The 14,645-nt window shown below is 66.4% G+C and carries 11 protein-coding genes; 4 read left to right on the top strand and 7 right to left on the bottom strand.

Annotated features, from left to right (window positions below; genetic code table 11):
• A complete protein-coding gene (locus AC1Q7F_RS24600) occupies positions 1-888 on the top strand; it encodes an alpha/beta hydrolase (protein WP_492511184.1) in 888 nt (295 codons plus the stop codon).
• Between the two features lie 205 nt (positions 889-1,093).
• Here the strand turns inward: AC1Q7F_RS24600 and AC1Q7F_RS24595 are convergent, their stop codons facing one another.
• Positions 1,094-2,854: an amidohydrolase gene (locus AC1Q7F_RS24595; protein WP_492511183.1), complete on the bottom strand. Its 1,761-nt coding sequence runs from the start codon at positions 2,852-2,854 to the stop codon at positions 1,094-1,096.
• 57 nt (positions 2,855-2,911) lie between these two features.
• Positions 2,912-5,071 (bottom strand): TonB-dependent siderophore receptor, encoded by a 2,160-nt coding sequence (locus AC1Q7F_RS24590; RefSeq protein ID WP_492511182.1) that lies wholly within the window; start codon positions 5,069-5,071, stop codon positions 2,912-2,914.
• Between the two features lie 333 nt (positions 5,072-5,404).
• Between AC1Q7F_RS24590 and AC1Q7F_RS24585 the strand changes: the two genes are divergently transcribed.
• A complete protein-coding gene (locus AC1Q7F_RS24585; protein WP_492511181.1) occupies positions 5,405-6,355 on the top strand; it encodes an alpha/beta hydrolase fold domain-containing protein in 951 nt (316 codons plus the stop codon).
• On the opposite strand, the gene AC1Q7F_RS24580 is transcribed toward AC1Q7F_RS24585, so the two are convergent.
• From AC1Q7F_RS24580 to AC1Q7F_RS24565, 4 genes are all read right to left on the bottom strand, one after another.
• The gene (locus AC1Q7F_RS24580; RefSeq protein WP_492511180.1) at positions 6,352-7,866 is read right to left on the bottom strand and encodes an APC family permease; all 1,515 of its coding nucleotides are present in this window, start codon (positions 7,864-7,866) and stop codon (positions 6,352-6,354) included. The genes AC1Q7F_RS24585 and AC1Q7F_RS24580 overlap by 4 nt on opposite strands.
• A gap of 181 nt (positions 7,867-8,047) precedes the next feature.
• Positions 8,048-9,193, bottom strand: a complete 1,146-nt coding sequence (locus AC1Q7F_RS24575; protein WP_492511179.1) for a CaiB/BaiF CoA transferase family protein — start codon at positions 9,191-9,193, stop codon at positions 8,048-8,050.
• Between the two features lie 97 nt (positions 9,194-9,290).
• Complete coding sequence (gene proC, locus AC1Q7F_RS24570) at positions 9,291-10,064, bottom strand: pyrroline-5-carboxylate reductase (protein WP_492511178.1); 774 nt, start codon at positions 10,062-10,064, stop codon at positions 9,291-9,293.
• Positions 10,057-10,671 (bottom strand): FMN-binding negative transcriptional regulator, encoded by a 615-nt coding sequence (locus AC1Q7F_RS24565; RefSeq protein WP_492511177.1) that lies wholly within the window; start codon positions 10,669-10,671, stop codon positions 10,057-10,059. Before AC1Q7F_RS24565 ends, proC begins: the two co-directional genes overlap by 8 nt.
• A gap of 107 nt (positions 10,672-10,778) precedes the next feature.
• Here AC1Q7F_RS24565 and pdxR point away from each other — a divergent pair, with 107 nt between their 5' ends.
• Both pdxR and AC1Q7F_RS24555 read left to right on the top strand, forming a co-directional pair.
• On the top strand, positions 10,779-12,239 hold the full coding sequence (gene pdxR, locus AC1Q7F_RS24560; protein ID WP_492511176.1) for a MocR-like pyridoxine biosynthesis transcription factor PdxR: 1,461 nt from the start codon (positions 10,779-10,781) through the stop codon (positions 12,237-12,239).
• A gap of 94 nt (positions 12,240-12,333) precedes the next feature.
• The gene (locus AC1Q7F_RS24555; RefSeq protein WP_492511175.1) at positions 12,334-13,407 is read left to right on the top strand and encodes a PepSY-associated TM helix domain-containing protein; all 1,074 of its coding nucleotides are present in this window, start codon (positions 12,334-12,336) and stop codon (positions 13,405-13,407) included.
• Here the strand turns inward: AC1Q7F_RS24555 and AC1Q7F_RS24550 are convergent.
• Positions 13,404-14,645, bottom strand: a 1,242-nt coding sequence (locus AC1Q7F_RS24550) for an amidase (protein WP_492511174.1), incomplete at its 5' end; no start/stop codon positions are given. The two genes, AC1Q7F_RS24555 and AC1Q7F_RS24550, sit on opposite strands and share 4 nt — an antisense overlap.

The following is a 14,645-nucleotide window of genomic DNA, read 5'->3' as shown; positions in this document are numbered from 1 at the left end:
ATGGCAACGCGTTCGATCCTGAAGCCGCTGCTGCTGGGGGCGAGCCTGCTGGCCCTGTCCCCCCTGCCCGCCCTGGCGGCGGACCCGGTGCCGGTGGCACAGGTCGCCATGCCCGATACCGAGACCTGGGACATCCAGGCCGCCCATGGCCAGACCTATCGCATCTTCGTCTCAAGGCCGTCCGGCGAGGCGCCCAAGGAGGGCTATCCGGTCCTGTATGTCCTGGACGGCAATGCCATGTTCGCCGGGTTTGCCGAGGCGCGGCGTATCCAGAGCGTCTATAAGGACGGTCAGGACAAGATGATCGTGGTGGGCATCGGCTATCCCGGCGATACGCCCTATGATCCGCGCCGCATGGGCGATTTCACCGCCCCCATCGCCACCCCGGCCCTGAAGGCGCTCTACAAGGATTTCCCGGCCGGCGGGCGTGACCAGTTCGCCGCCTTCCTGATCGACCAGCTGCGGCCGGAGATCGCCCGGCGCTACAATACCCATCCGCTGCGCCAGTTGCTCTATGGCCATTCGCTGGGCGGGCTGTTCGCGCTGCATGTGCTCTATTCCCGGCCCGGCGCCTTTCACACCATCGTCGCGGCCAGCCCGTCGATCTGGTGGGACAATCAGGCCATCGTCGCCGAGGAGCCGGCCTTCAAGACCAGGCTGGAGAAGGAACCGGCGCTGGGCCGCGCCACCCGCCTGCTGATGCTGGCGGGCGAGCGGGAGGAGACGGAGGTGACCGTCACCGACAGCGCGGCGCTGGCCAAACGGCTGCAGCCGCTGTCGGCCTATGGGCTGCGCAGCAGCTACAAGGTGCTGGACGGGGAAACCCATGTCACGGTGCCGGCGCGGTCGGTGACCATGGTGCTGCGCGCGGTGATGCAGTGGCCGTGAGGGTGCGGCGGTAAGAGCATTGGACGCCCGTGCGGTAAAAGTTCGGGCTGCCAGGGCTCCCGCCAATATCCACCGTCACCCCGGCGAAAGCCGGGGCCCAGAATCACGAACGCTTTGTTCTACGAACTGGGCCCCGGCTTTCGCCGGGGTGACGGTTTATAGGGGAATTGTGGGCAGTGATTGACCCGAGGTCGGACCACCGGCCCTATTGGGCCGGCTTTCCGAACTGTTCCAGCGTGCCATGCACCGGCTTGCCTTCGAACAGGGTCAGCAGAACACTGCTCTTGCCGATCTGCATCGGTTCGGCCTTGAAGATGTCGGCGTCCAGCACGATCAGGTCGGCGCTCTTGCCCGTCGCGATGGTGCCGGTGAAGGTTTCCATGCTGTTGGCATAGGCGACATCGGCCGTATGGGCCTTCACCGCCTCTTCCAGGGTCAGCACCTCACCCGGCAACAAGGGCGGGCTGGACGTGTCCTCATAGTTCACGCGGGTGATGGCCACCTGCAGGCCCAACAGCGGGTTGGCTGTGGCCACGGGCCAGTCGGCGCCATAGGCGATGATGCCGCCGCCCTTCAGGATGCTTTTGACCGGATAGATCCATTGCGACCGCGCCGGTCCGATCACCTGCTTGGTCAGGTCCATATAGGGATAGTTGCTGGCCCAGGTGGCCTGGAACTGCGCGATGACGCCCAACTGGCCAAAGCGCGGCTGATCGGTCGGGTCCACGACATTCATATGGGTGATCATCGGGCGATAGAGGCTGCCATTGGCCGATTTGGCATGTGCAAACACATCCAATGCCACCCGCGTGGCGGCATCACCGATGGCGTGGACATAGGGCTGTATGCCGGCAGCGCCAAGCTGGGTCACGGCCTTTTCGAACGTCTCGGGCGTGATCTGCAGCGTACCGTGATTGTGGGGATCGTCCACATAGGGCTCGATCATCGCCGCCGTCTTCTGCGGGATCACCCCATCGGCATAGAATTTCACGGCGCGGGCCTTGAAGCCGTAGCTTTCGGCCCGTTTCGCCGCCGCCAGAAGGTTGGGGATCTGTTCCAGGCCCTGGTCGTTCTCCCATTTCATGGCGATGGCGACATGGCTGGTCAGTTCGCCCCTGTCCTTCACGGCCTTGTAGGCGTCCAGCACGGCGCTGGCGCCCTGCGCGCCCACCCCGATCCCGGCATCGTGCCAGTTGGTGATGCCCAGGCTGTTGAGGATGGCGGCGGTATAGATGATCGAATGCTGCAACTCGTCGGCGGTCGGCGATGGAACCAGGGATTGGACCAGCGCCGTGGCGGCTTCTTGAAGGCCACCCACAGGCTCCCCTGTCTTGGGGTCCTTGTCGATCTGGCCGTTCAGCGGGTTCGGCGTGGCCTTGGTGATACCCGCCATCGACAGCGCCTTGGAATTGACCCAGTAGCTGTGGCCCCCCACGGATTCGAAGATCAGCGGACGGTCGGTGGACACGGCGTCCAGCACCTCCTTGCGGGGGATGCCGTTGGGCGGGAACAGCGCGTCCTGCCAGCCCACGCCATAGACGGTGCCGGTGCCGGGTGCCGCCTGGATGCAGCCGGCGATGATGCGCTGGTAATCCTCCAGCGTCTTGCCTTCATGCAGGGAACAGCGGGAATAGGCCAGGCCGCCGAATACCGGATGCACATGCGCATCGCCGAAGGACGGCATCAGCAGCCGTCCGCCCAAATCGACCACCCGCGTCCCGTCACCCTTGTACCGGGCCAGATCGGCAGACGTGCCGACGGCGACGATCTTACCGTCATCGACGGCCACGGCCTCGGCCCAGGGCTGGCCCGGTTCCACGGTATAGACGCGGGCATTGGTGAACAGCAGGTCGGCGGCCGGAACCTTGTCCACCTTGTCCCCGCAGGAGACAAGGGCGGTGGTGCCCAGCAGCAGCAACAGCCCTTCCACACAACGACGCCGGGTGCGGCCTGACAGCATCGACATCAATCACCTCTCCACAAGAATCGAAAGGGCGGCCGAAACCGCCCTTCCTGTACGTCATCAGAATTTGCGCGTCACCGACGCCAGAACCGTGCGATCCTTGGCGGCCACGCAGTAGCCTTCCGGCGGGGAAGACAGGCCGCAGGTGGCATAATACTTCTTGTTGAACAGGTTGCTGGCATTGACTGATGCCGACCAGTCGCCATAGTTGGCGGACACCATGGCATCCACCAGGGTCACGGACGGGGTCAGGAAGGTCTGGGTGGTGTCGATCTTGTTGCCGATATAGCGGACGCCGGCACCGGCCCGGAACTCCCAGTCGGCCCCAACCTCAAAGGTCTTGTTGCCCCAGAAGGACGCCATTTCCTTGGGAATGTCGATCAGGCGGTTGCCCGCCGTCAGGGTTGAGCTGGAAGTCAGCACCTTGGGATTGGCGTAGCTGTAGGAGGCGGCGATGTCGTAATCGCCCGGCAGGCGGATCGTCGCCTCAAACTCCACGCCCTTGGACCCAACCGAACCACCCTGGATGAAATTCTGGATGTTGGCCGGATCCTGGGAGACGTAGTTGCTTTCCTCGATATCGAAATAGGCGGCGGTGATCAGGGCGCCGCGCATCGGCTCCCACTTGGCGCCGCCCTCATACTGGCGGGCCGTGCGGGGGCTGAAGGCATTGCCGAAATAGTCGCCGCCCGGCACGGGCAGGAAGCTTTCCGAATAGCTGACATAGGGCGAGATGCCGGCCCCCAGTTCGCCGATGATGCCGCCGCGATAGGACCAGGCGTTCTGCTTCAGCTCACGCACGCCGTTGCGCTCCGACGTGGACCGGTCACGCCGCGCGCCCAGCAGGACATGGACGCGGTCGCCCCAGCTGATCTGGTCCTGCACATAGAGGCCCAGCTGCGTGCTCTTATAATCCAGGAAGTTGGTGTAGCTATAGCCGAAGGTGGCACCATATTGCGGATCATAGATGTTGATCGGCGCCGGGCTGGGGCCGTTGAAGCAACCGAACAGACCCTGGTAATCGTCGCAGGAGAAGCCTTCATCCTTGCTCTGCTTGAACCAGGTATAGTCGATGCCGAACAGGACATTGTGCTTGATGTCGCCGGTCATGAAGGTCACCGACAGGTTGTTGTCGGTGTTCAGGACCTTGCTCTTCTCCCGGTTCACGTAATATTCGCGCTTCAGCAGGGTTTCTGCCGCGTCGGCGAACGGGTTCGCATAGGCGAAATAGCCGCCATCGGACAGGTCGGCATAAACCTCCTTGTAATCCGTATCCATGTAGGAATAGCGGGTACGGCTGTTGAAGACGATGTCTTGCGTGAATTTGTGGCTGAACAGGGCGGAGCCGGACGTGTATTTAGTGTCCATGCCGCCGAAATCGGGCTCGCCCTGGTAGAAGTTGAAGGCCACGCGCTTGGTCTTGTTGGGGGCCAGTATCGACTTTGAGATCGGCACATAGCCGAGCGAACCCTGGCTGTCATCCTGGTAAAGGCCGATCAGCGTCAGGCTGGTGTCAGGCGTGATATCCCAGGTCAGCGACGGATTGATCAGGATGCGGTCATCGGGTGTGCCCCACTGGGACTCACCATCGCGCCCCACGGCCACCAGGCGGGCGGCCACCGTCTCTGATAGGGCGCCGGTCACGTCGCCCTGGATCTGCTTGCGCTTGTCGGTGCCAAAAACAATTCCGACCTCGCCGCCCGTCTCGAATTTTGGGGTCTTGCTGGCGCCGTTCAGGATGCCGCCGGGGCCACCGGCGCCGTACAGCACCGAGGACGGGCCGCGCATCACTTCGGCGCGTTCCAGGGTGAAGGTCTCCAGCCGGGCGCCGTAGATGAAGTCGGGCATGCGCTTCAGCCCGTCCAGATACTGGGCGGCATCGAAGCCGCGGGCCGTGACGAAGTCACCGCGGCTGTCCACGCTGGTGGCACCCGACACGCCGGCGCTGTAGCGATAGATGTCCTGCAAATCCACGGCCGTGCGGTCACGGAATTCCTGGTCGGTGATGACGCTGATCGCCTGCGGCGTCTCGATCAGGGCGGCATTGGTCTTGGTACCGACCAGGGCCCGTTCGCCGATCACGATGATCTCTTCCAGCGCGTCGCTGCTGCCTTCCTGCTGCGCCATCGCCACGCCGGGCAGCGCCAGGGTCGACAGCAAGGCCAGTCGCAGCACCTTTGCCGACAATGCAGACCTCGTTCCGTTAAGCATCATGTCCATCATAATCCCCTTTACCATCCCTGCTGTACTTGGCCAGCAACATTGATTCTTGGATTGCACGGACGCTCGACCACGGCTCCACGCGTTCGCTCGCCTCTTGCTGGAAATCAGCTTGGCGCAACGCCGTCCGGGAGGGATGTCTTAAACAGGGTAATGCCGGGTAAAGACGGGTAAGTCGGGCACAGGGGTGCCGGGTATGTGCCGGAACAAGGCGTTACGCCCTGTTGGCCTTACCCGATTGCCGGGGTGCTTACCCTTCCACCGCGTTGCGCGGGCCCCTGGTACCACCCACCTTCCACCCGGCAGAACCAGGCACCGGAAAGGGGCAAGGACATGGACAGGATCGACCCGGATATCGCCCGCTTCGTGGAACAGATGCGCCAGGACTGGAAGCAGTTCCCACCGTTCGAGACCATGTCCTTTCCCGACCAAAGGGTGGCGGCGGAGAAGGTGCGGGCACGCTGGAGATTGGGCGGGCCGGTGATGGCCCGGACCCTCGAACGCAGCTTCGATCCCGGTGCCGGTGAATTGCGGGTGCGGGTATACCGGCCCACCAACGACGATGCGCCGCTGCCGGCCCTGGTCTATATCCATGGCGGCGGCTTTACCCTTTTCAGCATCGACACCCATGACCGGCTGATGCGCGAATATGCCTCACGCGGGGGATTCGTGGTCGTCGGCGTCGATTACCCCTTGTCGCCGGAAGCGAAATATCCGACCGCGCTCAACCGGATCGAAGGATTGATGCTGTGGCTCAAGGACAATGCCGTGCGCTGGGGCATCGATCCCGACCGGCTGGCCATGGGCGGGGACAGTGCCGGCGGCAACCTGTCCTTTGCCACCTGCCTGCGCCTGCGTGAGCGGGGGGAACTGGGGCTGGTCAAGGCGGTGCTGTCCAATTATGGCGGCTTTTCCGCCACCATATCGGATGCGGCGGAGGCGCGGTTCGGCGGGCCGGGATCGATCCTGCACCGGGAGGAGGCACGGGGATACTGGGCCAACTATCTGCGCGGGGCCGCGGATGAGGATGATCCCCAGGCCTGCCCCCTGCTGGCCGAATTCACCGGGTTCCCGCCCTGCTTTCTGGTGGTGCCGGAACTGGATCTGGTGGCCGAACACAGCCTGGAGATGCATGAGCGGCTGAAACAGGCAGGCGTGGAGGTGGAATGCGTGGTCTATCCAGGTGCCTTGCACAGCTTCCTGGAGGCCATGTCCATCTCCGCCCTGGCCCGGCGGGCCATTGCCGACGGGGCGGCGTTCGTCGCCCGCAAGCTCGGTTCCTAACCCATCGCCCGGATGCGTGCCTTGCGGTGCCCGTAGCCCAGGTAGAGCGCGACGCCGCAGGCGATATAGACCAGCAGGATCAGGGCCGGGGTCCATTCGCCATGGATGGCGCGGGTCACCACGTCATCCAGCACCGGCCCCGCCATCATGACGCAGGATGCCAGCGCCAGTACCGGCACGGTGCCGATCCACACACCCTTCACCCAGACCCCGCCCAGCGGCACCCTGAACGGGCGCGGCAGGTCGGGATGGGTGGTGCGCAGCTTCATGACGGCGATGGCGACGGTGGAGAAGACGCAGATCGTGCCCAGGCTGACCATGTCGGCCAGCAAGGTGATGGGCAACAGCGCCGCCGCCACGGCAGAGATAGCGGCCACGGTGACGGTGGCGAAGCCCGGCGTGCGGAAACGCGGATGCAGGCCGGAGAAGCGCGGCGGCAGCAGCCCGTCGCTGGACATGGCGTGACAGACCCGCGACTGGGCGTAGGTGTTGATCAGCAGCACCGAGGCCAGGCCGGTCAAAGCCCCGGTCTTGATGATGACGGCCATCACCGGCATGCCCACCGCCCCCACCGCCACGGCGATCGGGTCGGGCGCGTCCAATGCCGTGAACGGCACCAGCCCGGTCATCACCAAAGCCACGGCACCGTACAGGACCGAACTGGCCACCAGCGCACCCAGGATGCCCAGCGGCACGTCGCGCTGCGGCTTGCGGGCCTCGGCCGCCGCCGTGGCTACCGCTTCGAACCCCAGATAGGCGAAGAACAGGATGGAGGCGGCGCGGAAGATGCCGGGCACGCCATAGCGGAAGCCCCCTTCATTCTCCGGGATGAAGGGCAGCCAGTTGGCGCTGTCCACCTTGCCGGCCCCGACCAGGACGAAGCCGATCAGCACGCCCACCTTCACCACCACCAGCACCGTATTGACCGCGGCCGACTGCCGGATGCCACGCACCAGCACCCACGCCACCACGCCCAAGGCGGCCACGGCCACCAGATTGATGCCCCCGCCAGCCACCAGCGTCACCCCGCCGGTCCCGCCCTGGGCCCGCAGCCAGGAGGTGGAGAGGGCGGCGGGCACGACAACGCCGAAATCCCCCAGCAGGCTGGTGAGATATCCGGAGAACCCGACCGCCAGGGCCGCCCCCGCCAGTCCGAATTCCAGCATCAGCATCCAGCCCAGTCCCCAGGCGAACACCTCCCCCAGCACCGTATAGGCATAGGCGTAGGAGGCGCCGGACAAGGGCAGGACTGAGGCCAGCTCCGCATAGCACAGGCAGATGAAGCCGCAGGCCAACGCCGCGATCAGAAAGGACAGGATGACCGCCGGCCCGGCATAATGCGCCGCCGCCGCCCCGGTCATCACATAGACGCCGGCCCCGACGATGCAGCCGATGCCAATGAAGATCAGCTGCCACGGCCCCAGCGTGCGGGTCATGCCGCCGCTATCGGCGTCCTGCCGCGCCAGTTCCATGGGTTTGCGCATGAGGAAGGAACGGGGCGGCTTGTCCATGGGGGGCTTCCTGGGTTGTTCAGTTTACAGCACCCCACCTCGTCATCCCGGCGAAAGCCGGGACCCAGGGGCCAAGGGCACCAGGCTCAGATTTACAGAAATCAAAGGAACCACTTGCCGGTCGGGCATGTGGCCCCTGGGTCCCGGCTTTCGCCGGGATGACGAAACAAGAAGACGTGCCTTAGTCTTTCAACCCCAGCTCCGCCAGGATCGACGCCCGGTCGGCGTCGAGCGCAGGGGCCGGGCGGTCGGGCACCTCTTTGGCGGTGTCGCTGGCAAACGGCGGGGCCGTGTACATCAGGCCGCCTTCCACCGGATGGGTCATGGTGCGGAAATAGCCGGAACCGGCCAGATGTGGCTCAAGCGGCAGATCCTCCAGCCGGTTGACGGGCGCGCACGGAATGTCGGCGGCGCGCAGCGTCTCCAGCCATTCGGCGGAGGTTCGGTCCGGGGCGGCGTCCGCCACCAGCCCATACAGGCGGTCGATATTGCGTGATCTTTGCTGGTCATCAGTCACATCGGGCGACGCCGCCAGTTCCTCCTGCCCCACCAGCCGCAGGAAGCGCTGCCACTGGGCGGCCGTGTAGGGCATGATGGTGACGTAGCCGTCGCGCGTGCGATAGGGGCGGCGGCCGGGCGAGTTCAGCCGCCCATAGCCCCGGTCGGGCAGCGGCGGCACGAAGCTCTGGCCCGACAGTTGTTCGATCAGCAGGAATGAGGCCATCGCCTCATACATCGGGGTTTCGACATGGCAGCCTTCACCCGTGCGGCCGCGCGACGCCAGACCGGCGGCGATGGCGAAGGCCAGGTGCAGCCCCGCCACCTTGTCGCACATCACGGTGCGCACAAAGCGCGGCTCGCCATTGGCGTCGGCATTCAGCCAGGCCAGACCGGACGCGGCCTGGATACAGTCATCATAGGCCGGCTCATCCCCATACAACCCGCGCCCGAAGCCACGCGCCGCGCAATAGACGATGTCGGGCTTGGTGACCTTGATGGCCGCATAATCCAGGCCCAGCTTGCGGGCAGCATTTTCGCGCATGTTGTGGACAAAGACATCGGCGGATGCGACCAGCCGGTCCAGGATGCGCTTGTCCTCGGCTTGGGTCAGGTCCAGGGCGATGGATCGCTTGTTGCGGTTCAGGTTCAGGAAACCCGCCCCGTCACCCCCCGGCCGGCCGGGCCGGGCGGCGCGGAACACATCGCCGGCCGTTGTCTCCACCTTGATGACATCGGCGCCCATATCGGCCACCAGTTGCGTGGCATAGGGGCCCAGCACCACGGTGGACAGATCGACGACGCGCACACCCTTCAACAGATCGAACATCGCATCATTCCTTTTGTCCCTCAGGCGCCGGGCGCCGCCATCCGGCGGCTTGGCTTGGCTCCGCACGTGCGGCACCGTGCCAGTCGGCGCGGATACGCTAACCTGCCAGTTCGCGTGACCGGGCAGCGGCGGCACCGATCACCTGACCCGCCAGGACATCGATGGTCCCCTCCATCGCGCCCAGGCCGGCGGCGGTGGTGCCGCCGGGGCTGGTCACCTGACGGCGCAATTCATCCAGTCCCGCATTTTCCGCCTCCGCCAGACGGGCGGCGCCGATAAAGGTCTGGCGGGCCAGCCGGGTCGCGGTCTGCGCGTCCAGCCCTTCGGCCATGCCGGCGCGGATCAGCGCCTCGGTAAAGCGGAAGAAATAGGCGGGGCCGCTGCCGGACAGGGCGGTGACGGCGTCCAGGTCGCCCTCACTTTCAAGCCAGAGCAACGCCCCCGTGGGGTGCAGGATGCGGTCCACGGCGCCGCGCTGGGCATCGGTGACGGCGGGGGATGCCACCGCCGCACTGATGCCATGGCCGATGGCGGCCGGCGTGTTGGGCATGGCGCGCACGATGGCGGCATCCACCCCAGCCGCCGCCCCCAGCCGGGCCAAGGGGATGCCGGCCATGATCGACAGGACCAGCGTTTCCGGCCCGCCCAGTGCCGCCAGATCCGGCGCGATGGTGGCGAAGGTCTGCGGCTTCACCGCCAGGATGATGGTGCCGCAGCCGGACGCGTCGGCCAGGGAGGACAGCCGTTCCACCCCGGCCGGCAATTCCGCAGCGTGCGGGTCGAAGGCCAGGACCCGGTTACTGGACACCAGGGCCCGGGCGATGGCCCCGCCCATGCGGCCACAGCCGATCATCAGCACAGGCTCAGACATCGCTGCCCACCTCCCACCTTCCGGGATTGAAACGGCGCATCCAGTCGGCAAGGTCGGTGTCGGGAACGCTGGCCAGGATATTGCGCAGCGTGTCGGGCCGTTCATCCTGGCCCAGCTTGAACTTGCCCCGGGTCCGCGTGACGCGGGCGCGGAAGCCGACAATGTGCCGGATCAGCTGGTCATAGCGCGGGCCCAATTCCGACGGGGTCCAGGGCTGCGTCATGTCACGCTCCACCTGTCCGGCCAGCAGGTCCAGGGACGGGGCGGTCAGCCCCTCTTCCACCGTCACCTCGGCCCAGACCCGCAGCTGGGCATAGTTCCAGGTCGGGGCCCAGTCGCGCCGCCCAGCATGGGAGGGGGAGACGTAGGATTGCGGCCCGCGAAACAGGATCACCGCGCGCGGATCACGCGCCAATGCGGCGTTCAGCGGATTGGACCGTGCGAAATGGCCGATCAGTTCGGTCAAACCGCCCTCCTCATCATAGACACCCACCAGGGGCAGCAGGCTCGCCTCCTCCCCGTCCGGGGTCATGACCCAGGCCAGCGGATGCCGGTCGATGAGATGGCGGATATCGGCGGCGCTGTAAGTCTCGAAAATGGTGGACATGCCCTGTTTACCCGTCTGCGTTCCACGGATTACCCGTTGCCAGGGCTTGATGATCGGGCGGGATTGGACCATAGGAAACCACCAAGATGATAAAATCGAAGGGTCCAATGGCGCGCACCTGGCAGGCTGGCCTGAGCGAGCGGATCGACGCCACCCGCCCAGCCCCCCTCTACATGCAGATCATCCAGGCGGTGATCCACGATATCGAAAGCGGGCGGCTGGCGTCGGGCACCTATTTGCCGTCCAGCCGCGCACTGGCGGAAATGCTGGGCGTCAACCGCAAGACGGTGGTGCTGGCCTATGAGGATCTGATCGCCCAGGGCTGGCTGGCCAGTACGGCCACGCGCGGCACCATGGTGTCGGTGACATTGCCGGAAAGCGGGGGGACCAAGCGCAAGGTCACCCCTCGCCCCGGCAGCCCCGCCGAAGCGGGCTATGGCTTCAACGTCCCGCCGGAACGCCCGCTGGCCCTGCCGGGAGGAACGGGGCTGAAGCTGGATGAGGGCGCGCCCGACGGGCGGCTGTTTCCGCCGGAACTGCTGGCGCGTGCCTATCGCGCCGCCACACACCGCGCCTCGCGCGCCAACGGCCTGCAATATCGCGATCCGCGCGGTGTGCCGGAATTGCGGGACGCCATTGCCGTCATGCTGAAAACCCAGCGTGGCATGCCGGTGGGGGCGGAGAATATCTGCATCACGCGCGGCAGCCAGAACGGCATCTTCCTGGCGGCCATGGCCCTGCTGCGCCCCGGCGACGCGGTGGTCATGGAAGAACTGACCTATGAACCGGCCATGGCCGCGTTCCAGGCGCTGGGGGCCCGCATCATTCCCGTGGGCCTGGACGAGGATGGGATGGATATGGACGCGGTGGAGATTGCCTGCCGCCAGCACAAGGTGAAGGCCGTCTTTGTGACCCCGCACCATCAGTTCCCCACCACGGTGGCATTACGGCCCGACCGGCGGCTGCGGCTGGTGGAACTGGCGCGACAGCACGGCTTCGCGCTGATCGAGGATGATTACGACCATGAATTCCATTTCCAGTCGCAGCCGTTGCTGCCCATCGCGGCCTATGCGCCCGCCCAGGTGATCCATGTCGGATCGCTGTCCAAGCTGCTGCTGCCGGCGCTGCGCATCGGCTATGTCGCGGCCCCGGCCCCGGTGGTGGATGCGCTGGCCCATATGGTGTCGCTGAGCGACGGCATGGGCAACGGGGTGACGGAAACCACCGCCGCCATCCTGATCGAGAATGGCGAGTTGCGCCGCCACGCCCGCAAGGCGCGCCAGGTCTATGCCGGACGCCGCGAAAGCTTTGCCGCCGAACTGCGCCGTGTGCTGGGCGATCGGGTGGATTTCCGCATCCCCGATGGCGGCCTGGCCTTCTGGCTGCGCTTTGCTGGGGACATGGACGGGATCGAGGAGCGGGCCAGGGCCGGCGGGCTGCGCTTCGCCGGTTCACGCTCCTTCATGGCCCGGCCCGACGCGCCGCGCGGCCTGCGCGTCGGCTTCGCATCCCTGGACGAGGCGGAGGCGCGTGCCGCCATCGCCATCCTGGCCGCGGCGACAGGTTGAAATATTGGACCCGTGTGGTTCAGGGAAACTGGGGGTTTCGGGCGCCACGCGCAGACGGCATCTGAATCGCAACGGGGAATAATCGGGGGTAATGATGTCCAATCCATCGTCAGGCCGGCAGAAGGTGACGCCACGTGGCTGGTTCGTGCGGCTGCATCGCTGGCTGGGCCTGGGCGCCGCCCTGTTCTGGCTGGTCCAGGCCGTCACGGGCACCCTGCTGAGTTTTCATTTCGAACTGGATGACGCGCTGATCAGCACCGACAGCCGGCCCACCGACATGGCGGCGGTGGAGCGGCGGCTGGACGCGCTGGGGCCGGGGGTGGTGTGGATCTGGACGACGGCCGGCCTGCCCGACCGTTATGTCGTGAACTACAAGGACGCCGACGGCGTGGCGCGCAAGGCGCGGATCGATGGCGGGGGCGCGGTGCTGCGCGACCGGCCGGCGGATGAATATACCTTCTTCGAACTGATGCGCGGCATCCATATCGACCTGCTGGCCGGGCGTGTCGGGCATTGGATCATGGCGGTCACCGGGTTGCTGCTGGTCACCAACCTGATCTTCGGGTTGGTGGTGGCGTGGCCGCGCGGCGGGGGCTGGCGCCGGGCGCTGACGCCGCTGAAAACGGCGCATCCGGTGGCACGGTCCTATTCCCTGCACAGGGCCGTGGGGCTGTGGGTGGTGATCCCGGCCCTGCTGCTGGCCGGCACCGGCAGCCTGATCCTGTTCGAGCATGAGATCGGCGATCTGGTGGGGGCGGAGGACATTCAGCTGCCCGCCAACCCGCCACAGGGACCAGGCGTGGGGCTGGCGGCGGCGGTTCAGACCGGCGTGGCCGCCATTCCCGGCAGCCGCTTCGTGGGCACCACCGTGCCGTCCGACGCCGATGCCAGCTATTACCTGTGGGTGCGGGCGCCGGGCGAGCTTTACCGTGGCGGCTATGGCGGCAGCCTGGTGATCGTCAATGCCAACGACGCCAGCATCCGGGGCGCCTGGCCCGTGACGGAGGCGCCGGCGGCCAAGTCCTTCGTCGCCTCCTTCTATCCGCTGCATACGGGTGAGGCCGGGGGTACGGCGGGCCGCGTCCTGGCCCTGGCCACGGGAATGGGGCTGGCCTATGTGCTGGTCTATGGATTGCTGCTGTGGTGGCGGCGGACCAGGCGGGCTTAACCCGGCCAGCGGTCCTTCCACGGCCGCGCTTCCTCCAACTGATAGGCCAGGGACAGCAGCAGATCCTCCCGCCCGCGGTCAGCCGCGAACATCACGCCGATGGGCAGGCCGTCCTTGGACCAGGACAGCGGCACGGAGATGGCGGGCGTGCCCGACAGGTTCTGCAGGGGCGTATAGCCCAGCCAGCTGAACATCCGCTCCATCAGCAGGGCCGGGTCCACGTCCGGTGCCATGAAACCCAGCGGCGGCGGCGGGGCGGCCAGGGTCGGGGTCAGGATCAGGTCGTACTCGTCCTTGTAGAAGGCCGACAGCCGCTTGGGCAGTTCCGCAACTTGCGTCCAGGCGCGTTCCAGATCGTCGGTGCTCAAGCTCTCCGCCGTTCGGCCCAATGCCAGGGTCCAGGGTTCCAGCACCTGTTCGGGGTCGCGGCCCTGTGCCCGCACCGCATCCACGCAATCGGCACCGATATGACACCACAGCACGCGTTCGGCGCGGTCAGCCTCCGGCCCGTCGAAGGGCCAGCCGATGGAAATGATCTCATGCCCCAGATCGGCGCACAGCATGGCGGCCTCCGTCACGGCGGCCAGCGGCTCCACCTCCGGCATGATGCCGGACAGTTTGGGCAGGATCATGCCGATCCGCAGCTTGCCATGGAAGGGGGCGGTGATGGGGGCCGGCCGGTCGGGATGGGCCAGGGCGAAGCCGGCGGCCACATCGCGCACGCTGCGCGCCATAAGGCTGTCGCCGACCAGCAGATCCTCCACCACATGGCGCGCCCGCACACGCACGGTAGTGCCCCGCCCCGGCTTCAGGCCCACGATGCCGCAGCAGGACGCGGGGATGCGGATCGATCCGGCCCCGTCGCTGCCATGGGCCAGTGGCACCAGACCCGCCGCCACGGCCGCTCCCGCCCCGCCGCTGGACCCGCCCGGTGAATGGGCAGGGGACCAGGGGTTGCGGGTCACGGGGCCGATCTTCGGCTCCGTCACGCCCAGCAGGCCGAATTCCGGCATGGCACTCTTGCCCACCGGCACCAGCCCGGCCGCATCCAGGCGACGCACATAGTCATGGCCGGACGTGACCGGCGTCAGCGGTTTGGATGCCGATCCGCCCCGGCTGGGCAAGCCCGGATAATCCAGGCTGTCCTTCAGCAGAAAGGGCGGCGGATTCACGCTGAAGTGCGACTGGGTTGCAGTGCATTGTAGTCGGTTCGCCTGATAGCTGCCAGCTTGCTGCTG

The sequence above is a fragment of the Niveispirillum sp. GW835-FHT14G11 genome (assembly GCF_058793615.1).
Note: the sequence above shows the minus strand (reverse complement) of the source record. Positions and strands in the feature narration are given on the sequence as shown.

What these genes read in the sequence shown, in the direction of transcription:
- AC1Q7F_RS24600 (WP_492511184.1), top strand. Translation starts at nt 1, where the DNA reads ATGGCAACGCGTTCGATCCTGAAGCCGCTGCTGCTGGGGGCGAGCCTG.
- AC1Q7F_RS24595 (WP_492511183.1), bottom strand. Translation starts at nt 2,854, where the DNA reads ATGTCGATGCTGTCAGGCCGCACCCGGCGTCGTTGTGTGGAAGGGCTG.
- AC1Q7F_RS24590 (WP_492511182.1), bottom strand. Translation starts at nt 5,071, where the DNA reads ATGGACATGATGCTTAACGGAACGAGGTCTGCATTGTCGGCAAAGGTG.
- AC1Q7F_RS24585 (WP_492511181.1), top strand. Translation starts at nt 5,405, where the DNA reads ATGGACAGGATCGACCCGGATATCGCCCGCTTCGTGGAACAGATGCGC.
- AC1Q7F_RS24580 (WP_492511180.1), bottom strand. Translation starts at nt 7,866, where the DNA reads ATGGACAAGCCGCCCCGTTCCTTCCTCATGCGCAAACCCATGGAACTG.
- AC1Q7F_RS24575 (WP_492511179.1), bottom strand. Translation starts at nt 9,193, where the DNA reads ATGTTCGATCTGTTGAAGGGTGTGCGCGTCGTCGATCTGTCCACCGTG.
- proC (WP_492511178.1), bottom strand. Translation starts at nt 10,064, where the DNA reads ATGTCTGAGCCTGTGCTGATGATCGGCTGTGGCCGCATGGGCGGGGCC.
- AC1Q7F_RS24565 (WP_492511177.1), bottom strand. Translation starts at nt 10,671, where the DNA reads ATGTCCACCATTTTCGAGACTTACAGCGCCGCCGATATCCGCCATCTC.
- pdxR (WP_492511176.1), top strand. Translation starts at nt 10,779, where the DNA reads ATGGCGCGCACCTGGCAGGCTGGCCTGAGCGAGCGGATCGACGCCACC.
- AC1Q7F_RS24555 (WP_492511175.1), top strand. Translation starts at nt 12,334, where the DNA reads ATGTCCAATCCATCGTCAGGCCGGCAGAAGGTGACGCCACGTGGCTGG.